General features: G+C 64.9%; 22 protein-coding genes. 12 read left to right on the top strand and 10 right to left on the bottom strand.

What is annotated here, in order from left to right; translation table 11 throughout:
* Nucleotides 1–124 precede the first annotated feature (124 nt).
* Complete coding sequence (locus ASG39_RS15740) at nt 125–1,024, bottom strand: LysR family transcriptional regulator (RefSeq protein WP_062595896.1); 900 nt, start codon at nt 1,022–1,024, stop codon at nt 125–127.
* Between the two features lie 678 nt (nt 1,025–1,702).
* Between ASG39_RS15740 and odc2 the strand changes: the two genes are divergently transcribed.
* The 4 genes from odc2 to ASG39_RS15720 all read left to right on the top strand — a co-directional run bounded on the left by odc2 (nt 1,703) and on the right by ASG39_RS15720 (nt 5,397).
* A complete protein-coding gene (odc2, locus tag ASG39_RS15735) occupies nt 1,703–2,836 on the top strand; it encodes an ornithine/lysine decarboxylase (RefSeq protein WP_062595895.1) in 1,134 nt (377 codons plus the stop codon).
* Between the two features lie 111 nt (nt 2,837–2,947).
* Nucleotides 2,948–3,541: an N-acetyltransferase gene (locus ASG39_RS15730; protein ID WP_062595894.1), complete on the top strand. Its 594-nt coding sequence runs from the start codon at nt 2,948–2,950 to the stop codon at nt 3,539–3,541.
* A 235-nt stretch (nt 3,542–3,776) separates the two neighbouring features.
* Entirely contained in the window at nt 3,777–4,229 is a 453-nt protein-coding gene (locus tag ASG39_RS15725; RefSeq protein ID WP_062595893.1) for a glyoxalase superfamily protein, read from the top strand.
* Between the two features lie 34 nt (nt 4,230–4,263).
* Entirely contained in the window at nt 4,264–5,397 is a 1,134-nt protein-coding gene (locus ASG39_RS15720) for a serine hydrolase (RefSeq protein ID WP_244481248.1), read from the top strand.
* A 65-nt stretch (nt 5,398–5,462) separates the two neighbouring features.
* Here the strand turns inward: ASG39_RS15720 and ASG39_RS15715 are convergent, their stop codons facing one another.
* The 4 genes from ASG39_RS15715 to ASG39_RS15700 form a co-directional block, all read right to left on the bottom strand.
* Nucleotides 5,463–6,821, bottom strand: a complete 1,359-nt coding sequence (locus tag ASG39_RS15715; RefSeq protein ID WP_062595892.1) for a TIGR02594 family protein — start codon at nt 6,819–6,821, stop codon at nt 5,463–5,465.
* A 105-nt stretch (nt 6,822–6,926) separates the two neighbouring features.
* Entirely contained in the window at nt 6,927–7,916 is a 990-nt protein-coding gene (locus ASG39_RS15710) for a WD40 repeat domain-containing protein (RefSeq protein ID WP_062595891.1), read from the bottom strand.
* Nucleotides 7,916–9,037, bottom strand: a complete 1,122-nt coding sequence (locus tag ASG39_RS15705; protein ID WP_062595890.1) for a GTP-binding protein — start codon at nt 9,035–9,037, stop codon at nt 7,916–7,918. Before ASG39_RS15705 ends, ASG39_RS15710 begins: the two co-directional genes overlap by 1 nt.
* Nucleotides 9,038–9,173: 136 nt before the next feature.
* Nucleotides 9,174–9,983 carry a creatininase family protein gene (locus ASG39_RS15700; RefSeq protein WP_062595889.1) on the bottom strand — a complete coding sequence of 270 codons (810 nt, stop codon included), beginning with the start codon at nt 9,981–9,983 and terminating at the stop codon, nt 9,174–9,176.
* A 122-nt stretch (nt 9,984–10,105) separates the two neighbouring features.
* On the opposite strand from ASG39_RS15700, the gene ASG39_RS15695 reads away from it, so the two are divergent.
* The 3 genes from ASG39_RS15695 to ASG39_RS15685 all read left to right on the top strand — a co-directional run bounded on the left by ASG39_RS15695 (nt 10,106) and on the right by ASG39_RS15685 (nt 12,928).
* A complete protein-coding gene (locus tag ASG39_RS15695; protein ID WP_062595888.1) occupies nt 10,106–10,633 on the top strand; it encodes a MarR family winged helix-turn-helix transcriptional regulator in 528 nt (175 codons plus the stop codon).
* Nucleotides 10,634–10,757: 124 nt separating this feature from the next.
* Nucleotides 10,758–11,786, top strand: a complete 1,029-nt coding sequence (locus ASG39_RS15690; protein WP_062595887.1) for a LacI family DNA-binding transcriptional regulator — start codon at nt 10,758–10,760, stop codon at nt 11,784–11,786.
* A gap of 170 nt (nt 11,787–11,956) precedes the next feature.
* Entirely contained in the window at nt 11,957–12,928 is a 972-nt protein-coding gene (locus ASG39_RS15685) for a 2-hydroxyacid dehydrogenase (protein ID WP_062595886.1), read from the top strand.
* On the opposite strand, the gene ASG39_RS15680 is transcribed toward ASG39_RS15685, so the two are convergent.
* Nucleotides 12,909–13,694, bottom strand: coding sequence for a gamma-glutamyl-gamma-aminobutyrate hydrolase family protein (locus ASG39_RS15680; protein WP_062595885.1), 786 nt, complete (start codon nt 13,692–13,694; stop codon nt 12,909–12,911). The genes ASG39_RS15685 and ASG39_RS15680 overlap by 20 nt on opposite strands.
* Before the next feature lie 167 nt (nt 13,695–13,861).
* Here ASG39_RS15680 and ASG39_RS15675 point away from each other — a divergent pair, with 167 nt between their 5' ends.
* From ASG39_RS15675 to ASG39_RS15660, 4 genes are all read left to right on the top strand, one after another.
* On the top strand, nt 13,862–14,086 hold the full coding sequence (locus ASG39_RS15675) for an aa3-type cytochrome c oxidase subunit IV (protein WP_062596017.1): 225 nt from the start codon (nt 13,862–13,864) through the stop codon (nt 14,084–14,086).
* Between the two features lie 81 nt (nt 14,087–14,167).
* Complete coding sequence (glgX, locus tag ASG39_RS15670) at nt 14,168–16,123, top strand: glycogen debranching protein GlgX (RefSeq protein WP_062595884.1); 1,956 nt, start codon at nt 14,168–14,170, stop codon at nt 16,121–16,123.
* A gap of 32 nt (nt 16,124–16,155) precedes the next feature.
* Nucleotides 16,156–16,671 carry a MaoC family dehydratase gene (locus ASG39_RS15665; protein WP_062596015.1) on the top strand — a complete coding sequence of 172 codons (516 nt, stop codon included), beginning with the start codon at nt 16,156–16,158 and terminating at the stop codon, nt 16,669–16,671.
* Nucleotides 16,664–17,737 carry a DUF2332 family protein gene (locus ASG39_RS15660; protein WP_062596016.1) on the top strand — a complete coding sequence of 358 codons (1,074 nt, stop codon included), beginning with the start codon at nt 16,664–16,666 and terminating at the stop codon, nt 17,735–17,737. Before ASG39_RS15665 ends, ASG39_RS15660 begins: the two co-directional genes overlap by 8 nt.
* A gap of 17 nt (nt 17,738–17,754) precedes the next feature.
* Here ASG39_RS15660 and ASG39_RS15655 read toward each other — a convergent pair whose 3' ends face one another.
* The 4 genes from ASG39_RS15655 to ASG39_RS15640 form a co-directional block, all read right to left on the bottom strand.
* A complete protein-coding gene (locus ASG39_RS15655) occupies nt 17,755–18,303 on the bottom strand; it encodes a sarcosine oxidase subunit gamma (protein ID WP_062595883.1) in 549 nt (182 codons plus the stop codon).
* Nucleotides 18,296–21,292 carry a sarcosine oxidase subunit alpha gene (locus ASG39_RS15650; RefSeq protein WP_062596014.1) on the bottom strand — a complete coding sequence of 999 codons (2,997 nt, stop codon included), beginning with the start codon at nt 21,290–21,292 and terminating at the stop codon, nt 18,296–18,298. The genes ASG39_RS15655 and ASG39_RS15650 overlap by 8 nt, the downstream gene beginning before the upstream one ends.
* A 32-nt stretch (nt 21,293–21,324) precedes the next feature.
* Entirely contained in the window at nt 21,325–21,669 is a 345-nt protein-coding gene (locus tag ASG39_RS15645; protein ID WP_062595882.1) for a sarcosine oxidase subunit delta, read from the bottom strand.
* 61 nt (nt 21,670–21,730) lie between these two features.
* On the bottom strand, nt 21,731–22,984 hold the full coding sequence (locus ASG39_RS15640) for a sarcosine oxidase subunit beta family protein (protein WP_062595881.1): 1,254 nt from the start codon (nt 22,982–22,984) through the stop codon (nt 21,731–21,733).
* Nucleotides 22,985–23,431: 447 nt separating this feature from the next.
* Here ASG39_RS15640 and rpsU point away from each other — a divergent pair, with 447 nt between their 5' ends.
* Complete coding sequence (gene rpsU, locus ASG39_RS15635) at nt 23,432–23,680, top strand: 30S ribosomal protein S21 (RefSeq protein WP_062595880.1); 249 nt, start codon at nt 23,432–23,434, stop codon at nt 23,678–23,680.
* The last annotated feature ends 142 nt before the right edge of the window (nt 23,681–23,822 follow it).

Here is a 23,822-nt window from a genome sequence, read left to right as displayed (position 1 = left end):
TGCCTTGTGGGCCATCCGGCGCGCCGGTCTTGCATCCGACGCGCGACGCGGAGCGGGGTGGCCTGTCATCCAGCTGAAAGTAGACGGAATTGGGACAGGACGTCCCGTGCCTCTCTCAGGGTTCTTATGCATCCGCTCTTTTGCGAAACCAGGCGTGCAGGAAGTCAACGAGGGTACGGACCTTCGTCGGCAGATAGCGCCGGTGGGGATAGATGGCGTAGATCCCGCGATCGTGCGGCAGGAAGTCGTCGAGCACAGCCACGAGGCTTCCATTCTCCAGTTTCTGCCGGGCGATGAAATCGGGAACGCCGGCGACGCCAAGGCCGGATTCGGCGGCGCGAAGGCTGGCGAGCGGGCTGTTGACCTCCATCGGCCCGCTGACCGGCACCGAGAAATTCGTCCCGTCGCGATCCACGAACCGCCAGTTGCTGTAGGAGCGACCGTTGGTGTCGATCACGCAGGGCCGGTGGGCCAGATCCGAGGGATGGGTAATCGCCCCGTATTTCTCGAGGAAGGCGGGCGACGCGCACATCTTGATGTGGAAGTCGTCCAGCTTGCGGGCGATCAGGGTCGAGTCTTCCAGCCGGGTGATGCGGATGGCGACGTCGAAGCCTTCCTCCACCAGATCGACGAAGCGATCGTCGGAGACGATTTCCAGAGAAAGCTCGGGATGGGCAAGGCCGAAATCGATCAACGACTGGCCGATATCGGCATCGATGAAGGTCCGCGGTGCGGAAATGCGCAGGCGGCCCTTCAGATCCGAGTTTCCCGCGCGCACGAGATCGGCGAGATTGTCGATCTCCTTCAGGATCTCGGAGGCCGTGCGATAATAGATATGCCCCGCCTCCGTCAGCGAAAACTGCCGGGTGGTGCGGTTGAGAAGGAGGGCGCCGAGCTCGTCCTCCAGTTCACGCACATATTTCGAGAGCAGCGCCTTGGAACGCCCGACGCGGCGGCCGGCGGCGGAAAAACCCTCGGCATCGACGACGTCGATGAAGGCGCGAATACGGGTCAGTGTGTCCATCTCGGCTCCCCTGCGCGGCTCCGGTCTGGAGCTTCAGGCGTCTGGGCCGGGATCGTCTCCGGGAACCATTGTCGCGCGGCGTCATTCAAAACATAGGCTTGGCAATGTCTGCAACCCTCTTGATGATCCGGCGGGACAGGAAAGCCGATCCTGACGGAGCCGCAAGCTGGTGCGAGGCTTGCGGCGCAACGTAAAAAAATCGGGCGTGGGTCAAATAACGCTTGATTACGACAGGGATATTTCTTATTTCCGCTCTGCCCAAAGTCGCACGTGCCTGTGGGTGTCCGCCGATCCCTCGTTTGGTGAGGAAATCGGTAAGGTACCTGGATCTAACCGCTCCAGTCGTTTTTCCGGCCAACCGGAATTGCGAGGACATCTTGAAGCAACGACGGTGCGGGCCTTTTTGTTCTCTGCCGGCTTTCCATCAGCCGGGGTTACTGAAGAGGCACACCTTCATTGCCGGACGTGCGGTAGGTTCCAACCTCCAATCCATGGCAGACAAAGCCGGATGAACGCCTCGGCGGGCTTCATCCACAAATCGCGCTGTACGAGCGCATGTGAGGATTCCGGGGTCTCCACCGGCTGGTATCCGAACGCGCACCCGTACGCCCTTTGTCCTTCATCGCTCGGCGAGGTCTCCTCGCTGATCGGGAAGCCTAACGTATTGGGATTGAAACCATGACGACTGCTCGCATCATCGACTTCCTGAACACCCGTCGCCCGGAAGGCCCGTGCCTTGTCGTGGATCTCGATGTCGTGCAGGACAATTTCAAGGCTTTCCGCCACGCGATGCCGGACAGCTCGATCTATTACGCCGTGAAGGCAAACCCGTCGCCGGAAATCCTTCGCCTGCTCGCCGGTCTCGGCTCCAACTTCGATTGCGCCGGCGTGGCTGAAATCGAAATGGCGCTGGAAGCCGGTGCGACCGCCTCGCGCATTTCCTATGGCAACACGATCAAGAAGGAACGCGACATCGCCCGTGCGCATGCGCTCGGCGTTTCGCTCTTCGCCGTCGACAGCCATGAGGAAGTCGAGAAGGTCTCGCGCGCCGCTCCGGGTGCCCGCGTATTCTGCCGCGTCCTGACGGATGGCGAGGGTGCCGAATGGCCGCTGTCGCGCAAGTTCGGCTGCGTGCCGCAGATGGCCGTCGACGTTCTCGTCTACGCCCACCAGCTCGGTCTCGTCTCCCACGGCGTCTCGTTCCATGTTGGTTCGCAGATGACGAAGGTCGATGCATGGGACGTGGCTCTTGCCGATGCCAAGCGCGTTTTCGTGCAGCTGGCCAAGCAGGGCATCGAGCTGAAGATGGTCAACATGGGCGGTGGTTTTCCGACCAAGTACCTGCGCGACGTGCCCTCGGCCGAAGCCTATGGCAAGGCCATCTATGGTGCGCTGCGAAAGCACTTCGGCAACCAGCTTCCCGAGACGATCATCGAGCCGGGCCGCGGCATGGTCGGCAATGCGGGTGTGATCAAGGCGGAAGTCATCCTGATTTCGAAGAAGTCGGACAATGACAACCATCGCTGGGTCTTCCTCGACATCGGCAAGTTCGGCGGTCTCGCCGAGACGATGGACGAGGCGATCCGTTACCCGATCCGCACCGCGCATGATGCGGACGAGATGGAGCCCTGCGTGCTCGCCGGCCCGACCTGCGATTCGGCCGACGTGCTCTACGAGAAGAACATGTACCCGCTGCCCGTGTCTCTCACGATCGGCGACGAGGTTCTGATCGAAGGCACCGGCGCCTACACGACGACCTACTCGGCCGTCGCCTTCAACGGTTTCGACCCGCTGAAGTCCTACGTCATCTGACGTTTCCGGCTTCCGGTAACGGACGCCAGCGGTTCCCGAACACGGGAACCGCACCTTCACAATGATCCTTCGATACCGTTTGAAACGGTTTTGAGTACGGGAGGCCTCGCCATGGCCGCTGTTCTTGATTCTGTCCGCGCCTTCTTTGCGCAGAATGCCTTCACCATCGACGCCGAAAATCCCGGCGATGTCGTTGCGCGCGAGCGACTGCTCGATCGCGCCATGGGCCCGAACCGCCGGCGCAAGTCGTCGGAGCAGCTGCGGCGTGGCCGCGTGCCGGCCGAAGGGCTGGCGCTCGTTGCCCGTGACGGCGACGGCCATGTGATCGGCACCGTGCGTCTGTGGAATGTCGATGCCGGCGTGGATGCCGAAGGTCGCACCATTCCGGCGCTGCTGCTCGGCCCGCTTGCGGTCGATGCCGCGCAGGAAGGCAAGGGTGTCGGCGGGGCGTTGATGCGTGCGGCGATCGGCGAAGCCACCTTGCGGGGGCACGGCGCGATCCTGCTCGTCGGTGATGCGCCTTACTACGAACGGTTCGGCTTCCAGGCACATCACGCCCAGCACCTCGTCATGCCCGGCCCGTTCGAGCGCCATCGGTTCCTGGGCCTCGAGCTCAAGGATGGCTGGCTGAAGGGGGCTGCGGGCATGCTGACAGCCAGCGGCCGCAAGCTCTCGCAGGCGCTGCCGATGCGGCGGGTCGCCTGACGCGATCTCGATGGCCGGCCGACCCGCGTCGGTCGGCCGCTCAATCGGGCATTTGACTCGGGTGCCGGCCTGCCTTAGTCTTCAAGAAACGGGTGAGAGCCCCGGCCGTTCGCAAGCCCTTAAGCTTTGGTGAAGCCTCTCTTTTCGATGCGTTTCGGTCATCCCTCCCGGCATGTCCCCGATGGCAATGCGAACGCCACGGATATCACGGCATGCCTTTGCTGGAGAGATCCCGATGCGATCATCGACGTCATCATCCCCGTTACCCTGCCTCGACGCGCTCAAGGCGCAAGCGAAGCGACTGCGGTCGTCGCTTGCTGCGCGTGGCACGGAGATGTCCTATTCCCGCGCTCTGGAAGCCATCGCCGAGCAATATGGCTTTCGGGACTGGAACACGCTTCATGCCGCCGTCGGCAACCGGCCGGCACTCGACCCCTATCAACTCGGCGCCCGCGTTCGCGGTTACTATCTCGGTCAACCGTTCGAGGCAAAGCTTCTCGGCGTGCAGGCGCTGACGGCGCGCGAGGGGCACTATCGGTTGACGCTCGATCTCGACGAGCCCGTCGATGTCGTGACCTTCGAGAGCTTCTCGGCCTTTCGCAAGCGTGTCCACTGCACGATCGACGGCTCCGGGCGAACGGCAGCGAAAACGTCGGACGGCAGACCGCATGTCGAATTGCTCTGGTAAAGCGTCACGTTGACGTGAAGGCGGCACGTCGGACGTGCCGCCACCTTGCGACCCCGCCGAAAACACCTACCTCGGCCGGATGACACCGTTTTCTCCGACATCCGTCACAGTCACCGTTCTGGCGCTTGCCTTCTGCGGCTCTCCTGTCCCAACTGCGGTGGCAGCCGAAATCAAGGGCGCCGCTCTCATCCAAAGCCCGGCCGTTCCCGGGACGGATGCGCAGGCTCCGGCACTGAATACGACCGAACTGTCGACTGTCCTGAACGACGCTGCCCGACTGTCCCCGTTGGAAACGGTCATCGTCGCACGCAACGGCCGGATCGTTGCCGAGCGCGGCTACCGGTCGAACAAGACGACCGATAGCACCAATATCAAGTCGGCCTCCAAGACTGTCATTTCCGCCCTGGTGGGGATCGCGATCGAGAAGGGACTGCTGAAAGGTGTCGATCAGCCGATCGCGCCGATTCTTGCGAGCGACCTGCCGGCCAATCCCGATCCACGTCTTGCGAAGATCACCATCGGCAACCTTCTTTCCATGCAGGCAGGGCTCGACCGGATGTCGGGGCCGAACTACGGACGCTGGGTTTCGAGCGGCAACTGGGTCCGGTTCGCGCTTGCGGCGGATTTCGTGGACGAGCCCGGCGGGCAGATGCTCTATTCCACCGGCTCGACGCATCTGCTTTCGGCGATCCTGACGAAAGTCGGCGGCAAATCCACTCTGGCGCTTGCCCGCGACTGGTTTGCACCTGTCGATGGTTTTCGCATCGGCGCCTGGGAGCGCGATCCCCAGGGCATCTATCTCGGTGGCAACCAGATGGCGATGAGCGCCCGTTCGCTGCTGGCATTCGGCGAGCTGTATCGCAATGGCGGCCGAACGCCCGAGGGGCGACAGGTGGTGCCGGAGAATTGGGTTGCCCAATCCTGGGCGGAGCGCACGCAGTCGCGCTTCTCCGGCGACGGCTACGGGTATGGCTGGTTCATGCGCGAGATCGGCGGGCACGACGTGCATTTCGCCTGGGGCTTCGGCGGGCAGATGCTCTATATCGTGCCCGACCTGAAGCTGACCGTCGCCATGACCTCCGACGAAGGCGCTCCCTCCGCCCGCACCGGTTACCGCGACGACCTCCACGATCTCCTTGCCCGGATCATCTCCACGGCGGGCGCGTGATTGCCTCCAGCGCCGCCGATGCCGCCTCACGAAACATCGGTTCGCGACTGTCGTGACCGGAAGCGTCAGCCGCGGCGGATCGAGAGCAGTTTGTAGCGGAAGGGGCCTTTCTTGCCGTCTTTCGGATAGGTCGAGATGCTAACGCGATCGCCCTGGTTGCCACCCAGGCAGGTGACCTCGGTCTCTGTCATCGACTGGAAGAATGCGACGTGCCCGCCTTCTTCTTTCTTTCCGACCCGGCTGAAGACCACGATATCGCCGACCGCGGGTTGCGCGGTGACGTCATGGCCCCAGTGTTCGTCATGCCAGGACCGCGCCCATTTGCTGTCCGTGCCCCGTCGTCCGGCCTGCTCGACGCAGTAGTTGACGAAAGAGGAGCACCAGGCGGTTTCGTCGGATGCCTTTCCGCCCTTGGTGGTGGCATGATACATGACGATCCGGGGGTTATGCTGCGAGCCGGGAAGTTCCTTGACGCCCAGTGCGAGTTCCGCCTTGGCGACGTCGATCGGCTCGATGGCAGCCTTTTCCTGTAAGACTGCGGGCAGGCCTCCGATGGTCGCTTCGAGGTAGGAACGGTGCATGTAACCGTCGGATGCGCCGTCGCCCTGAATATCGACCTGGGTCCAGTCGCCGATCTGCTGCACGCCGTGCACGAGCGTTCCCAAGGGGTATTTCTGGATGACCCCGAAGGTTTCGCCCGGGCCGGCCCGTAGATTGAGGCCGCCACGGGCGGTGACCGTAAACGTGGCGGATGCCCCGACGCTGCGCGGCGTCTCGACGGATCCTTCGGTCGCAAACTGACCGAAATCGGCCTTTGCGGAATTAAAGACGTTGCCGTCATAGTCGAGACCGCCAAAGGGTAGATCCTGCTCCATGTCTTTCTGAAACAGGGTCCAGAGTCCATCCCGCAACGCGCTCCGCGTACCCGACCATCCCAACGAACCAGAGAGCCAGATCAGATCCACGAGGCCGGCATCATGAAGTTTGCGGGCAACCAGACCCGATCCGTAGACACCGAGGACGTAGCTTCCGCCCAGCTCGGCCTTTGCCTTTTTGAAGTAGCTCGCAATCTGGGCAAGATCGTCCGGGGCGACGTAGTCGTGATCGACGGCGAAGTAGATGCCGGAGCCGGTCGGCTGACCAAGCTCCGCGGCCAATTCCGAGGCGCGTTTCGCATCACGGGTGCCCTTGGCATCGGAAAGATCGCTCAGTTTTCCGTTGGCACCGCCGCCGGCCTGAAAGACGACGGCCACGCTGAGGCCGGCCCGATGCAGAGATATGAGCTCCGGCTTCGTCAAGCACTTCGACGGCAGGGTCGTGCTGTTCTGGATGTTGTAATACCGGATCACGGAGACCACCCCGAGATCGACGAGCTTCTGCGCATACGGCCCGACATTGTGGGCGACGTCGATGATCTGTTGCATGTCGATCCTCCGGTTGCCGGAAGGTTAGACATGCGGAATGTTTAATTCAATGAGAAATAGGATATTTCAGAAAATACGCCCTTTGCGTGCGCTGGGTTGCAAGCCTCACGCTGTCAGGTCGATGACCCCGGCTTCGCCCGCCTCGGTGCCGAATGCCAACTGCTGGCCGGATTTCGACCAGGCGAAGGCGGAAATGGCGCCCTTGCCGGGGCGGCGGAGCAGGACTTCCTTGCTGTCGGCAAAGCGGACGGCCAGCACCATGCCGTCGGAGTAGCCGATGGCCGCGACCTCTTCGGCAGGGTGGCAGGCGACCTGCGAGACCATGACGTCGGCGCGCGTGCCGAGTTCGAGCGGCGCTTTGCCCATGGGGCCGTCCTTGGCCTGGAAGGGCCAGACGATGGCGGCCGGTGCGCCGGAAGAGGCAAGCCATTTCCCACGGGCCGACCACGACCAGGACTTGACCTTAGCCGGGTAACCGCTCATGCGCATGTGGCGCGCCTCGGCGCCGGGTTTCGTATCGAGCTTCCAGCCATGCAGCGCATTTTCCTGCATCATGGTCACGACGAAACGTCCGTCGGGGGAGAAGGTCACGCCGGTATGCGCGCCCTTCCAGTCGAGATCGATAGCCGGGCTCGATGTTGCCACCCAGTGGAGGGAAACGCCGTTGTACCGCGCGAGAGCGATGCGAAGACCCTTGGGCGCAAAGGCGATGCCTTCGACGGTTCGCTCTTCGGTGAAGTCGCGCGTCGTGCCGTCCGCCAGACGCACGGTGGCCGTCTTGCCGGTGGTGAACGCGACCGCGCCTTGCGGGCCTGCCGCGATCTTGGAGATCCATTTGCGCGGCTGGTGGGCAAGCTCCGTCACGGCGCCGTCGCGCGTGATGCGCAGCACCCGACCGTCCTCGCCGCCGGTCAGCAGCGTGTCGGTGGCGTCGTCCCGGAGCGCCACGAGCAACCCGTCATGCGCCGGCGTCACGGCGTGGCCGCCGTTCAGGCGATGCACGAAACCGGCGGCATCGGCAAATACGGGGACGTCGCCCAGATAGGCGACGCCGACGACATGGGCTTCGAGATCGAGCGGAGCGACGGTTGGCATCAGTTGGGCTTTGCCGCGCAGGCCTGGAAGGTGCGTTCCAGCTTTTCGCGGTCGAGATCGCGACCGATGAAAACGAGGCGGCTTTCGCGCGGCTCGCCGTCCTTCCACGGGCGCTGGTGATCGCCCTCGATGATCATGTGCACGCCCTGCACCACATAACGATCGGCGTCGCCGGCAAAGGCGATGATGCCCTTGAGGCGCAGGATGTTCGGGCCGTCGGTCTGGGTGATCTTCTGGATCCAGGGGAAGAACCGGTCGGGGTTCATCTCGCCGCCGCGCAGCGACACCGACTGAACGGTCACGTCATGGATGGCGGACGGTGCGTGCGCGTGATCATGACCATGATCGTGGTGATGGTCGTGTCCGTGATGATGGTGATCATGGCCGCAGTCGGGGCCGCAGGCGTGATCATGGTCGTGGTGATGATCGTCCGCCTTCAGGAAGTCCGGCTCGTTTTCCAGGGCGCGTTCCAGGTTGAAGGCGCCCTGATCGAGAACCTTGGCGAGATCGATTTCCGAGCGCTGGGTGCGATGGATGCGGGCCGAGGGGTTGATGACGCGGATCGTCGCTTCGACCTTCGCCAGTTCTTCCGGGGTCACGAGGTCGGTCTTGTTGAGGAGCACGACATCGGCAAAGGCGATCTGGTCTTCGGCCTCGCGGCTGTCCTTCAGGCGCAGTGGCAGATGCTTGGCATCGACCAGCGCAATGACGGCATCGAGTTCGGTCTTGGCGCGAACGTCGTCGTCCATGAAGAAGGTCTGTGCGACCGGGACGGGATCGGCCAGGCCGGTCGTTTCCACGATGATCGCATCGAAGCGGCCGGGACGCTTCATCAGGCCCTCGACCACGCGGATCAGGTCGCCGCGCACCGTGCAGCAGACGCAGCCATTGTTCATCTCGTAGATTTCTTCGTCGGATTCGACGATCAGGTCGTTGTCGATGCCGATCTCGCCGAACTCGTTGACGATGACGGCATACTTGCGACCGTGATTTTCCGAGAGAATGCGGTTCAGCAGCGTCGTCTTGCCGGCACCGAGATAGCCGGTGAGGACGGTCACGGGGATGGGCTTCTGGACGGACGTTTCGGAAACGGGGGCTTCGGACGCAGGGGCTTCGGACATGGGAACCTCGGGGGCTGAGGAGGGATGCCCACCGGCGCGCCGTTGGGCGGTCGATGCGCGGGATCGTCGCGGTGATATAGGAGATGGCGCACGGCAGTGCAAATGCTCTCGCGCAGATAATCCAGTCTTTATAACATTACATCGTTTCGGTCGGTCCGGGGTCGAACTGCGCGAGGTCGAATGCATCCACGTCCGACAGGAGCGCGAGGAGCCCGGAGACGGCGTGCTCAAGCAATTGCTCGCCGCGCTCGGCTGTCGCGGCGGCGGCATTTCCGGCCGCGCCTTTTGGATTGAGGTCGCGCATGCGCCAGCCGAAGGCATGGGGGCCATAGGCGCGCAGATGCGCAAATCGCGCCTGCCAGTCGGTCTGCCGCGAGGCAAATGCCTCGGCCCGTGCCCGATCGACCTTGTCGGGATGAAGGGCGAGCATGACCGAGGTTTCGATGTCGCCGCCGTGGATGTCGATGGATTTTGCCACCGGGTCGATCCATCCGGCGGGTTGTCCGAACCGGGTCCAGCTGGTGACGACCGCCAGCATGTCGTAGCGCACACGCGCTTCGGTCGCGACGATGGTCATGAGCGGAGAATTGCCGCCATGGGCGTTGAGCATGACGAACTTGCGGATGCCCTGCGCATGAAGCCTGGCGGCGATGCCGAGCCAGCGTTCGACGGCTTCCTTGTAGCTCAGCGTCCGCGTCCCCGCCACGTCCATATGCTCGATCGAGTATCCCACGGGCTCGGTCGGGAGAAAGGTCACAGGCAATTCGCCGCGGGCTGCGATCACGCGATCCACCACGCCGTCTGCGATCAGCGTGTCGGTCTCGAACGGCAGATGCGGGCCGTGCTGCTCGTGCGCGCCGAGCGGCAGGACGGCGATCCAGTGGGCGCGGGCGGATGGGGCAAGGGCCGGATCGTTGTCCGCAAATCGGGCAGCGGGTCTCGTCATGCGTATCTTCCTGGGCTTCATCCCGACATCCGGCCGTGCGCAAGCCCTTGCGGCCCGATTGTCATATGAGTCATACAAGCTCGACAAGGCGATGCAAGCCTTCGGCAGGCAGGGGAGCGAGCATGGGCAAGAAAGACAAGTCCGAGAAGAAAGCCAAGCAGAAAAAGCTCAAGATCGACAAGATCGTCGATCCCGCAGCCATTGACGGGGAGGGTGGTCTCGAGGCCGCCGCACCGTTGCTCGCACCCTTGCTGGCACAGGCGGCGCGCTCCATGCGGACCGTGCTGTCGCGCAATCTTCTGGAGAGCGGGCTTTACGCCGGTCAGGACGGCGTGATGCTGGCGCTGGCGGAGACCGACGGCATGACGGCCGGGGCGCTGGCCGGTCATCTCGGCGTCAAGGCGCCGACAATGACCCGGACCATCGGCCGCATGGAGGCGCAGGGCTTTCTGGAGCGCAAGCCGGATGCAGCGGATGCTCGGCTGACCAAGGTCTACCTCACGGCAAACGGTCGCGAGCGACTGCAGGCGATCGAGGCGGCGGCCGACCTGTCCGAGGCAACGGCGCTGAAGGGCATGACCGACAAGCAGATCCGGACGCTGGCCAAGCTTCTGAAGCTGGTCGACGCCAATCTTCAGGCTGTCGAGTAGGCCTCGACACGCGGCCTCGCGCAGGGATTGCAGTCTCGATTTAAACAGTTTAAGAGGATTTAAGGGCGTTTTCAGGCACTGCCGAAGGCGTTGAGGGAGATGGCCGGGCAGACCGGGAGGGCACGTGGCGCAGAAGATCAAGCTGTCGACGATCGCGGAAACACTGGGTGTCTCCACCGCGACCGTTTCCCTCGCTTTGCGGGACAGTCCCCTCGTCGCGTCGGTCACGCGGGACAAGATCAAGGATCAGGCGCGGGCGCTCGGCTATATCTACAATCGTCGCGCCGCCAGCCTGCGAACCTCTCGCTCCGGCATCATCGGCGTCGTCGTGCACGACATCATGAACCCTTTCTATGGCGAGATTCTGAAGGCCATCGAGGCGGAACTCGATCGCGACCGCCAGACCTTCATTCTCTCCAATCACTACGACTCGGTCGAAAAGCAGCGCGTCTTCATCGAAACCCTGCTGCAGCTCGGCGGTGACGGGGTGATCATGTCGCCGGCCATCGGCACGCCGCCGGAGGATATCAAGCTGGCCGAGGACAACGGCATGCCGGCGATCCTCGTGGCGCGGTCGATCGAAGGCGTCGATGTGCCGATTTTCCGGGGTGACGACGCCTATGGCATCTCGCTCGCCACCAACCATCTGATCAGTCTCGGCCACCGCTGCATCGCCATGGTCGGGGGAACCGACCTGACCTCGACCGGCCGCGACCGCTATCTCGGCTATGTCCAGGCATTGCGCAAAGCGAATATCGATGTCGATCCGGACCTGCGCATTCCCGGGCCGCGTTCCATGCAGGGCGGGTTCGAGGCGGCCGTGCATCTCCTGTCGCTGCCGCAGAAGCCAACGGCTGTCGTATGCTGGAACGACCTCGTTGCCATCGGCATGATGAACGGCATCGCGCGCGCGGGCCTTGTGCCCGGCCGGGATGTGTCGGTCACCGGCTACGACGATCTGGAGGAAGCGGCCATCGCCACGCCGGCGCTGACGACGGTCTGGAACGGGCAGTCGGATGTGGGCCGGAGCGCCGCACGCGCCCTGCTCGACCGCCTCAACGGCAGCCACGAGCCGGATGGCATCCACCTGATCAAGCCGGAAATGCGGATCCGCCAGTCGACCGGTCCCTTGCGATTGCAGCAGGGCGAATGAGCGATCGGTCTTGCAGAGCCCGCTTTACGACAAGGCGCGCAGGGAAACGGTAAACTTCAGGTTCAATTGACGCCGCAGATCCTTGCGGTAGTTTCCGCAGCGCTCACCGCGCTGCGACGATCCTCGTTGCGGCCTTTTTCCTCTTCGCCGACGTCTGAAAGGACCAAGCCATGTCGCAAGATCGCCCGATCATTCTCATCCCCGGCAAGATGCACCCGCGCGCTCTGGAGCGCATGACGGCCCTCTTCGATGTGAGACAGGTGGACGGCGCGGATGCAGGCCTGATCACGCCGGACCTTGCTGCCGGCGTTGCGGGCATTGCGACGTTCAACAATGTCCCGGCTTCGCTGATGGATGCGCTGAAGACGCTGGAGATCGTCTCGAACTTCGGCGTCGGTTACGACGGCGTCGATGCGGGGCACGCCGCGCGCTCCGGCATCGTGGTCACGCACACGCCCGACGTCCTGAACGACGAGGTCGCGGATACGGCGATCGGGCTTCTGATCAACACGCTGCGCCGCCTGCCTGCCGCGGAGCAATGGTTGCGCGACGGGCGCTGGGTCAAGGATGGGCCCTTTCCGCTCAGCCCGTTGTCCCTGAGCGGCCGCAAGATCGGCATCTACGGGCTCGGTCGCATCGGACAGGCGATCGCGCGTCGGCTGGAGGGCTTCGACCTCGAGATCGCCTATCACACCCGCTCGCGCCGCGACGATGTGCCCTATGCCTATCACGAGACGCTGCTCGGGCTTGCGCAGGCCGTGGATACGCTGATCGTCATCGTGCCCGGCAGCGCGGAAACCAAGCACACGGTCAATGCGGACATCCTGCAGGCGCTCGGGTCCGACGGGGTCGTCATCAATGTCGGGCGCGGCATCACCGTGGATGAAGCCGCACTGACCGCGGCGCTGGAACAGGGTGTGATCGCCGGTGCGGGGCTCGATGTCTTCGACCGCGAGCCGCACGTGCCCGCGGGCCTGCTGGCGTTGCCGCAGGTGTCGCTGCTGCCCCATGTCGCCTCGGCCTCCGTCGGCACCCGCAACAAGATGGCCGACCTCGTGGTTGACAATCTTGTCTCCTGGTTTGAAAGCGGCAAGGCGCTGACGCCCGTGACCGAGACGCCGTTTACGCGGCGGGCGAAGTAGCCGGCCGGCTGGCTGGCCGCTGGGCCTCGCTGTAGGCGCGCACGGCCGCGCCGAAGGCTGCGAACAGGTCGTTGGAGGTCTTGTCGCGGCCGACCCAGTATTCCGGATGCCACTGTACCCCGACGGCAAAGGCCTTTGCGCCGATGACGGACACGGCTTCGACCGTACCGTCGTCGGCAACCGCTTCCACGGCAAGATTCGGTGCCAGGTCTGAGATGGCCTGCCGGTGCAGGGAATTGACCTGTACCGCGCCGGCGCCGACCACGCCGGCAAGGCAGCTTCCCGGTTCCACCATGACCGTCTGGCGAATGCCATAGGCGATGTCGAGTTCCTGGACGTCCGGCTTGCGATGGTCCTGCCGGCCCGGAAGATCCTGGATTTCGGAGGCGAGGGTGCCGCCGAGCGCAACGTTAAGTTCCTGGATGCCGCGGCAGATGGCAAGCACCGGGATGCCGCGGGCGAGCGCGCGGCGGATCAGCGGCAGGCTGGTGGCGTCGCGACCGGGATCGAACGGGCCATCTGTGTCCAACGCCTCCCGTCCATAGAGCGTCGGGTGGACGTTGGAGCGGGAACCGCTGACCAGAAGCCCGTCCACGCGGTCGAGAATCGCATCCGGCTCGTTGCCGGCTTCGAGCGCCGGAACCAGCAGCGACATGACACCCGAGCCGTTCAAGGCGGCGCGCACATATTGATGCGGGGACGCGTGCCAGACATTGCCCTCGATCTCACGGAAATCTGCGGGTATGGCGATGATCGGCTTCGGCATGAGACTCTCCGTTGGCGTGGGCTTGGCCCACCGACTTGCCGGGAACCGGCCGCGCCGTCAATGCCTCCCGTGCTCTACGGGCCTTGACGTCGCGGAACAGTGCGGGCATGTCTTGAAACCAAGAGGTGCCGCATCTTGCGGCGTGGAAACTTGCGGGGAGAATGACAGTGGCCGAACATCAGATGGGACCTTCCGAAACCGGTGCGCCGATGGATTATCCCGAGCACGAGAAGACCTATCTTCACTTCCTGAGCGCGGCGAAGTTCCTGACCATCTTCTGCGTGGCGCTGTTGATCGCCATGGCTGCGGCCTTCTTCACGAGTGCCGGCTGGTTCACGGGTTTCGTGCTGTTCGTGCTCCTGAATATCGCCGGCGTCGTCCTTCTGCGCTGAGCCTACGGCCACGAAAGTCGTTGTATCTTTGCGTGATTTGCTCTTAGCTGGCCCGGTTGCCATGCAGCGAGAGGGATCAGCATGACGGAAACGACACGGCCGCTCGGCGCCACGATCACCGGCCGGTGGACCCGCTTTGCCGTGCGCTCGCAGACGGCTGACCGAATCGATCTCTGCCTGTTCCACGGCGATGGCGAGACCGAGCTGCGCCGGTTGCAGATGGGCCGCGAGGAGGGCGACGTCTTCGCCCTGACCCTGCCCGATGCGCCGATGGGAACACGCTACGGCTTCCGCGCCCACGGCACCTACGACCCCGATCGCGGTCTCTGGTTCGATCCGGCAAAGCTTCTCGTCGATCCCTACGCGCTGGAGCTCGACCGGCCGTTTCGGCATAATGCCCGCCTGACGCAGTTCGGCGCGGAAACAGCCGATCTGGTGCCAAAGGCGCTTGTGACCAAGGTGCCGAAGGCACGGGTTGCAGCCCCCCTGTTTTCCAGAGACGGGCTGATCTACGAGGTCGCGGTCCGGCCGTTCACCATGCTGCATCCGGACGTGCCGGACGAGCTGAGGGGGACCGTGGCGGCCCTGGCGCACCCGGCCGTCATCGCCCACCTCAAGCGCATCGGCGTCTCCGCCGTCGAACTCATGCCCATCACCGCCTGGATCGACGAGCGCCATCTGCCGCCTCTCGGCCTCACCAATGGCTGGGGCTACAATCCCGTCGCCTTCATGGCGCTCGATCCACGGCTGGTGCCAGGGGGGCTGATCGAGCTCAGGGATACGGTCGCGGCGCTGCATCGCGCCGGCATCGGCGTCATTCTCGATCTCGTCTTCAACCATTCCGGCGAAAGCGATCGGGAGGGCGCGACCCTCTCCATGCGCGGCCTCGACAATGCCGTCTATTACCGGCATGCCCAGCCGGGCGTGCTCGTGAACGATACGGGTTGCGGCAACACCATCGCCTGCGACCATCCGACGGTCCGGTCTCTCATCCTCGACACGCTGCGGCACTTCGTCGAGGCGGCGGGGATCGACGGTTTCCGTTTCGATCTCGGCACCATTCTCGGCCGCGATGCCGGGGGGTTTCGCCGGGATGCGACGCTTTTGACCGAGATGCTGGCCGATCCGCTTCTCAAAGATCGCGTGCTGATCGCCGAGCCATGGGATATCGGACCGGGCGGCTATCAGCTCGGGCATTTCCCGGCCCCTTTCCTCGAATGGAACGACCGCGCGCGCGACGACCTGCGGCGGTTCTGGAAGGGTGACGGCTGGATGACCGGCTCGCTCGCGGGGGCGCTCGCCGGTTCGTCGGATATCTTCTCGCAGCGTGGCGGCACGCAGAGCCGCAGCGTGACCTTCATTGCCGCGCATGACGGCTTCACGCTCAGGGATCTCGTTTCCCACGATCACAAGCACAATGAGGCCAACGGCGAGGACAATCGCGACGGCCACAACGAGAACCACTCCTGGAACAACGGTTCCGAAGGCGAAACGGACGACGGCACGATCGTTGCCGCCCGCAAGCGGGATGTGAAGGCGCTGCTCGCGACGCTCTTTGCCACGCGCGGCGCGATCATGATCACCGCCGGCGACGAGTTCGGTCGGACGCAGCGGGGCAACAACAATGCCTATTGCCAGGACAATCCGATCACCTGGCTCGACTGGGCGGCGGCCGACGCGGACCTGATCGCGCAATGCGCCGCACTTGCCGAGCTCCGTCATCGTTTTGATGTGTTTGCGGGCGACCAATTCTTCACCGGCGCGGGCGATGTCGCCTGGGTCCGGCTCGACGGCCGGCCGATGGAGGTTGCGGACTGGCAGGGCGAGCGCACCGACGGGCTCGCGATGATCCTTTCGACCGGCGATGCGGTGACGGCCAAGACCTGCCGGCTGGCCGTGGTCTTCAACCGCGCGCACGCGGGGGCGGCTCTGACGCTTCCGGGCGACGGCTGGCAGTCGCTGCTGCCGGAGGCGGGCACGCCGACGGAGCTTTCGGCCCGCTCGGTCGGCTGGTACGTGGCGCCCGACGCCGCCTGAAGGCTGCAGATGATGCAACGGGAATGAGCGAGATGGATGCGAACGGTGAGAAGACGACCCGCGTCACGGAGATCGCGCTTGGCGAGGTCAAGGATCTCGTCGGGCGCGAACTCGGAATTTCCGACTGGATAACCGTGTCGCAGGACATGATCGACCGCTTTGCCGATGCGACGGACGATCACCAGTTCATCCACACCGACCCTATCCGGGCCGCGGCCGAGACGCCCTATGGCGGCACGATCGCGCATGGCTTCCTGTCGCTCTCGCTGCTGTCGGCCATGAACTACAATTGCCTGCCGACGGTGCGCGAACAGACGATGGCGATCAATTATGGTTTCGACAAGGTCCGGTTTCTGGCGCCCGTTCGGTCCGGGGGGCGTGTCCGCGGTCACTTCACGCTCACGGAAGCGCGGTTCCGCGGCGCCGGCATGCTCGCCGTCACCTATGAGGTCTCCGTCGAGGTGGAACAGGAGAGCCGGCCGGCCTTGACCGCGACCTGGCTGACGATCATCCAGTTCGACCCGAAGGATCGGCCGGATGATGCTTGACGCGGCAACACGCGACGCCGCCGTCCGCGCGGCCTTCCGCTCGCAGGCAGCGAGCTGCCGTGCGCTGGGCTCACCTTTCGTCGCCACGCTCTGCGACCTTGCCGCCGAGCGCCTGACGGATACGCATCCGGTCGGACGCCGTGTTCTCGGCTGGACGGGAAATCCGGCCTCCTCTGCCGATTCGGTTCCGCTGCGGCTTGCCGGTGCGCTGCATGCGCTGGTTCTTGACGGTGCCGATCCGGATCTCGCAGCCGTCTATCCGCCGCGCACAACGGAACCCGCGACGTTATGGGAGGCGGTCGAGCGCGCCTGTCGCGATCACGCCGAGACGATTCTTGCGCGCCTCGACTCGCCGCCGCAGACGAACGAGGTGCGACGCTCGTCCGCGCTCCTGCCGGGCTTCCTCACCATCGCCAAGCGTTTCGGCAAACCGCTCTGCCTCTCGGAGGTCGGCGCAAGTGCCGGGCTGAACCTTCACTGGGACCGCTTTGCCTATCGTCTCGGAGATGTCGCCTGGGGCGATCCGCAATCGCCGGTGAGGCTGACGCCCGACTGGACAGGCGCTACGCCGCCCGAGGCGGCCCTTCGGGTTCAGGATCGGGCCGGCTGCGATCTCCGGCCTCTCGATCCCGCACGGTCGGAGGACGCGGAACGTCTCCTGTCGTATCTGTGGGCGGATCAGGCCGATCGGATCGCGCGGACGCGCGCCGCGATCGCTGTTGCGGCGTCGTCCGAGCGAAAGGTCGAGGCTGCGGATGCGGTATCGTGGCTGCAGCGCCGTCTGGCGGTCCCGCGCCCCGGCTGCGTGCATGTCGTCTATCACACGATCGCCTGGCAATATCTGTCCGGAGAGGACCGCGAGCGGGGTGAGGCGCTGATCGCGGACGCCGGCCGCGGCGCAACCGAGGCGGCACCGCTCGCGCGTCTATCGCTCGAGAACGACGGAACGGAGCCGGGAGCTGCTTTGACGCTGCAAATGTGGCCGACCGGCGAGCGTCATGAGATCGGCCGCGCAGATTTTCACGGCCGCTGGGTCGATTGGCGCGGCTGGCCCGTCCTGTCCTGACGGGCCCGACGCCGTGTTCAGTGGCCGGCGTCCTGCGCCCCGGCTGCCAGCAGTCCCGAGACGTATGGCGCGAAGGAGCGCCAGCATTCGACGCGAAACGCCGTTTCGCCGGTGCGGTAGAGCACGACTTCCGCCTTGCCGAACACGGTGCGCGAGCAGGCGCCGACGGGGAAGGCCTTGAGCGACAGGTCCTGTGGGCAGCCGGCATTGATGGCGGCGGAGGCACCCTGGCCTTCGACAAGGATGGCCGTGTTGCGGTGGGAGATGTCGGTCGCAGACTGCAGCACGCCGGCGGAGGCCGCGATGCCCACAAGGTCTGTTTCCGTTTCGTCGATGACGAGCCATTCGTCGGGGCCGAGCCAGAGCGCGTGGCGGGTGCCGCTCGTGGCCGAGGTCTTCGGGCGTGTCGGCAACGACAGCTGAAGCGCGGTTGCGAGCGCACCGACGGCATCCGGCTTGGCGCGGAGCGACAGACGGCTCGCGGGGGCGGCCGGCGTCAGGCGAACGGTGGCGGAACCGCCGTGGAAGCCGCGAAGCGGCAGGGTCCGTGTTGCGAGATCAGCCATGGATGCGGCCACCTTCCTTGTCAAAGAACACCATGTCGCTCACCTCGACGGCGATCGTCCGATCGGCCATCGGCACATAGAGGGTCTGGCCGAGCCGCGCCTTGCCACCGGCCACCACCGCCATGGCGATGGAGCGTCCGCAGTTTTCCGACCAATAGGACGAGGTGACATGGCCGAGCATTGTCATGGGCTTCGGCTGGTTGGGATCGGCCACGATCTGCGCGCCTTCCTCCAGCACCATGTTCGGATCCTTCGTCAAAAGGCCGACAAGCTGCTTGCGGCCCTCGCGCACGAGGTCCGGGCGCTTCATGCCGCGAATGCCGACGAAGTCGGTCTTCTTCTTGCCGACCGCCCAGGAGAGGCTGGCATCGTCCGGCGTCAGCGTGCCGTCGGTATCCTGTCCGACGATGATATAGCCCTTTTCGGCGCGCAGGATGTGCATGGTTTCCGTACCGTAGGCGCAGCCATCGACGGCTTCGACCCGTTCGCGGATCGCGTTCCAGACATCCGGGCCGAAATCGGCGGGGACGTTGACCTCGAAGCCGAGTTCGCCGGTGAACGACATGCGGAAGAGCCGCGTCGGCACGCCGCAGATCCGGCCTTCGGCCACGCTCATATGCGGGAAGGCCTCGTTGGAAATGTCGATGCCTTCGACCAGCGGCGCGATGATCTCGCGGGCCTTCGGCCCCTGCAGGGCGATGACGGCCCATTGTTCGGTGGCCGAGGTCAGCCAGACGTTCAGATGCGGGAACTCCGTCTGGAGGTAATCTTCCATGTGATGCATGACGCGGGCGGCACCGCCCGTCGTCGTGGTCACGTGGAAGCGATCCTCCGACATGCGGCCGACGACGCCGTCGTCATAGATGAAGCCGTCTTCGCGCAGCATGATGCCGTAACGGCAGCGGCCCGGCTTCAGCGTGTCCCAGCTGTTGGTGTAGATCAGGTTGAGGAAGGCGGCCGCGTCAGGGCCGACGACCTCGATCTTGCCGAGCGTGGATGCGTCGAACATGCCGACCGTCTCGCGCACGGTGCGGCACTCGCGGTTGACGGCGGCATGCATGTCCTCGCCGGCGCGCGGATAGTACCAGGCGCGCTTCCATTGCCCCACATCCTCGAAGGCAGCGCCCATGGCCTCTTCGGCCTGGTGCATCGCCGTCTTGCGGGTGGGATCGAACAGGTCGCCGCGCGAATGGCCGATCAGCGTGCCGAAGGTCACGGGCGTGTAGGGCGCGCGAAACGTGGTGAGGCCGACTTCGGGGATGCCGCGGCCAAGGGTTTCCGCCGCGATGGCGAGACCATGGATGTTGGACAGCTTGCCCTGGTCGGTGGCCATGCCGTTGGTGGTGAAGCGCTTGATATGCTCGATCGAGTGCATGCCCTCGCGTACGGCCAGCCGGATGTCCTTGGCGCAGACGTCGTTCTGGAAGTCGATGAAGGCCTTGACGTCGTCCTCGGGGCCGGCGCCATAGGCGGCGCCCGCCATGCCGCCTGTCCAGGCGAAGGCCTGCGTGCCGGTCAGGGCCAGGCGCGTGCCGCCCGGGAAGCCGGCTGCCTGTGCGGCGAGTTCGCCGGCGTCGGCGGCTTCGCCAAGGGTTGCGGCGATGTCGGTGGTGCCGTTGCAGGCGCCGACGGAGACGCAGTCCTGCGCGTAGATGCCGGGCAGGAAGCGCTGCGTTTCCGCGTCGAAGGCCACCTTGCCGCGCGACTGCGAGAACATGTGCACCGACGGCGTCCAGCCGGACGAGGTGATGAGCGCATCGACCGAAATCGAGCGGGCGCTGCTGCCGCCGCTGACGCGACGGACGGAGATGGAGGAGACGCGCAGCTTGCCTTTGGTGTCGGTCACCGCATGGCCGGTCAGCACCTCGATGCCGAGAGACTGCGCCTCGGCCAGCACCGCCGCACCCGGCTGCTCGCGGCTATCGACGATCGCCGGAATGGCGATGCCGGCGCGGTGCAGGTCGAAGGCGGCTTCATAGGCACTGTCATGCGCGGTGTAGACGCCGACCTTGCGGCCGATGGCGACGCCGAAATGGTTGAGATAGGTGCGGGCCGCCGAGGCCAGCATGACGCCGGGACGGTCGTTGTTGGCAAACACCATGTGCCGCTCGATGGCACCGGTGGCGATGACGACGCGCTTGGCACGCACCTGCCACAGCCGCTCGCGCGGAGCGGTGCGGGCCGGGCGGGAGACGTGATCCGTGACGCGTTCGGCGAGTGCCACGAAGTTCTGGGCGTAGTAGCCGAAGGCGGTCGTGCGGGTCAGGAGCGTGACATTGTCCATGGCGGCAAGCCGGCGGGCGGCATTCTGCGCCCAGGCATAGCCGCTCTGGCCGTCGATCGTCACCCCGGTATCGTGGTGCAGCGCGCCGCCCACTTCGGGCTGCTCGTCGCAGAGGATGACGCGCGCGCCGGTGGCAGCGGCGGCGAGCGCCGCGGTCAGGCCGGCGACGCCCGCACCCATGACCAGCACGTCGCAATGGGCGTAGCGGCTGGCGTACTCGTCGGTGTCCTCCTCGGTCGGGGAGACGCCGAGGCCGGCTGCGGCACGGATGCGGGGCTCGTAGATATTCTTCCAGGCCTGTTTCGGCCACATGAAGGTCTTGTAGTAGAAGCCGGCGGCAAAGAAGGGCGCGAGGATGTTGTTGATGCCGCCGACGTCGAAGGTGAGCGATGGGTAACGGTTCTGGGAGGCGACGGTCATGCCGTCGAAGACTTCCTGAACGGTCGCGCGCACGTTCGGCTGGCGGCGGGCATTGTCGCGCATCACGTCGATCAGCGCGTTCGGCTCTTCCGGGCCGGCCGAGACGATGCCGCGCGGGCGGTGATACTTGAACGAGCGGCCGACGAGGTGGACGCCGTTGGCGATCAGCGCCGAGGCGACGGTGTCGCCCTGCAGGCCCTGATAGGTGCGGCCGTCGAAGGTGAAGCGCGCGGTTCTCGCGGGCGTCAGGCGGCCCTTGCCGGCAATGCGGTTCGCTCCACCCATGCTGTCGGCTTTTGCAGTCCGATTGGCGCCGCTCATTCCGCGCGTCCTTCCGTGGCTTCATAGGTTTCGACGACGGTCTCGTCGGTCATGGCGGCGATCGGCAGCGACGGCTTCGGCTCGCCCGCCTTGTACGTCTTCAGGAACCGGTCGCTGACGGTGTCGCGCGCCGCATTGAAGAAGCGGCCGCAGCCGGAAATGTGGCGCCAGCGTTCGAAGATCAGGCCCTTCGGGTTATCCCGCAGGAAGAAGTATTCCTCGAATTCCGCATCGGAGATGGCGGCGATGTTCTCGGGCCGGGCGATGTGGGCGTCGCCGACCGCGCGGAACTCGAGTTCGGAGCGCTGTTCCTCGCAGTAGGGGCAGTGGATCAAAAGCATGGGCGTGTTCCTGATGCGGGGAAGGACAGGCTGCGGATAAAGCGGGCCGGGACAGCCATGGTCAGTGCGCCACGGCCGCGGCTGCCGCCTCGTCGATCAGGCGTCCGGTGCGGAAGCGATCGAGCGTCAGACCCGCCGCCAGCCGATGCGGCTCGCCCTTGGCGATCAAATGGGCGAACAGGTTCGCCGAACCCGGCGTCGCCTTGAAGCCGCCTGTGCCCCAGCCGCAATTGACGAAGAGGTTCGGCACGGGCGTCACGCCCTGGATGGCCGAGCGGTCCGGCGTGTTGTCGGTGATGCCGCCCCACTGGCGCATCATCTTGACGCGGCGGAAGATCGGAAACAGTTCGCAGATCGCATCCAGCGTGTGGGTGATGATCTGCAGGCCACCGGTCTGGGAATAGGAATTGTACTGGTCGGTGCCGGCGCCGATGACAAGTTCGCCTTTGTCGGACTGCGAGATATAGGCATGCACCGTGTTCGACATGACGACGCAGGGGAAGATCGGCTTCAGCGGCTCAGACACCAGCGCCTGCAGGGGCACCGAATGCAGCGGCACGCGCACGCCGGCCATCGCCATGATGACGGAGTTGTGGCCCGAGGCCGAGACGCCGATTTTCTTCGCGCCGATGAAGCCGCGATTGGTGTCGACGCCGGTGACGGCGCCGTCCGGCCCGCGGCGGATGCCGGTGACCTCGCAGTTCTGGATGATGTGGACACCGCGGTCGGATGCGGCACGCGCATAGCCCCAGGCAACAGCATCATGGCGGGCAGTGCCGCCGCGGCGCTGCAGGGCGGCACCGTTGATGGGGAAGCGGGCGGCAGCCGAAATGTCGAGCGGGGGACAGAAGTCCTTCGCCTGCTCGGGAGACAGCCACTCATTGTCGATGCCGTAGAGGCGGTTCGCATGAATGTGGCGCTTGAACACCTGCTGGTCGTGAATGCCGTGCGACAGCATCATCACGCCGCGCGGCGAATACATGACGTTGTAGTTCAGATCCTGCGACAGGTTTTCCCAGAGCTTCAGCGAGTGCTCATAGATGTCCATGCTCTCGTCATAGAGATAGTTGGACCGGATGATGGTGGTGTTGCGGCCGGTATTGCCGCCGCCGAGCCAGCCTTTTTCAAGCACTGCGACATTGGTGATGCCGTGCTCCTTGGCAAGATAATAGGCTGCGCCCAGACCGTGCCCGCCGCCGCCGATGATGATCGCGTCATAGGCGGCCCGCGGCTCCGGAGAGACCCACTGCGCTTCCCAGCCCTTGTGCGCCCGCATGGCTTCGCGTGCCACGGCAAAAACCGAATATTTGCGCATTCGCCTGATCTCCTGTCCGGGACGCCCCGTCTCTTCAACACATCGCAAATCGGAGCGCGTCGCAACGTCCATTTTGCGACGTGGCACGCCCTCACTTTCGACACTGCGAAAATGACGGCGCTTCGGTCTGCGTCTCGCCCGGTTCCTCGACCGCAAGCCGGCCGGTAAATGATCCAGGCGCGATTAGGCGCGGGTCGTGGCACGACTGAGGCAGGGTACCCCTTGAGATGTCGATTGCGCGTGCCAGATAGGTTTCATCGGCGTCTGTTTCGGGCGCGGGTGGACTTTAGGGCATTCATCTGCTACTTGCCGCCCATCCTCGCGGGGTTTCGGCCCTTGCGATCAACGAACCGCGCCGTTCGGCTCTGCTTCCAGCACAGCCTGGAGATCGGCCCACAGACAATAGCCTGAGCATGTCTCGGCTCGATATCAAGGAATGGTAAGCACGTGCAGGTACTCGTTCGCGACAACAATGTTGACCAGGCGCTTCGTGCGCTGAAGAAGAAGCTGCAGCGCGAAGGCGTCTTCCGCGAGATGCGCGCCCGCGAAGCCTATGAGAAGCCGTCGCAGCGCCGTGCGCGCGAAAAGGCCGAAGGCATCAGCCGCGTCCGCAAGCTCGCCCGCAAGCAGGCGCAGCGCGAAGGCCTGCTGCCCATGCCCAAGTCCGCTGCCAAGTTTGCGGCCAAGGCACGCTGAACGGCGGCACGCTTTGAGGATTTGGTGACGGCGGAGGCGATGCATGCGCCGCCGCCGTTTCCCTATGGCCGGCATGCCGGCCTCACGATCGCCTGATGGCGACGTGTTTCGCTTTGGCAAAGCTAGACGGCCTGTCTGCGAC

The organism is Rhizobium sp. Leaf371 (assembly GCF_001424045.1).
Lineage (GTDB): Bacteria > Pseudomonadota > Alphaproteobacteria > Rhizobiales > Rhizobiaceae > Ferranicluibacter.
Note: the sequence above shows the minus strand (reverse complement) of the source record. Positions and strands in the feature narration are given on the sequence as shown.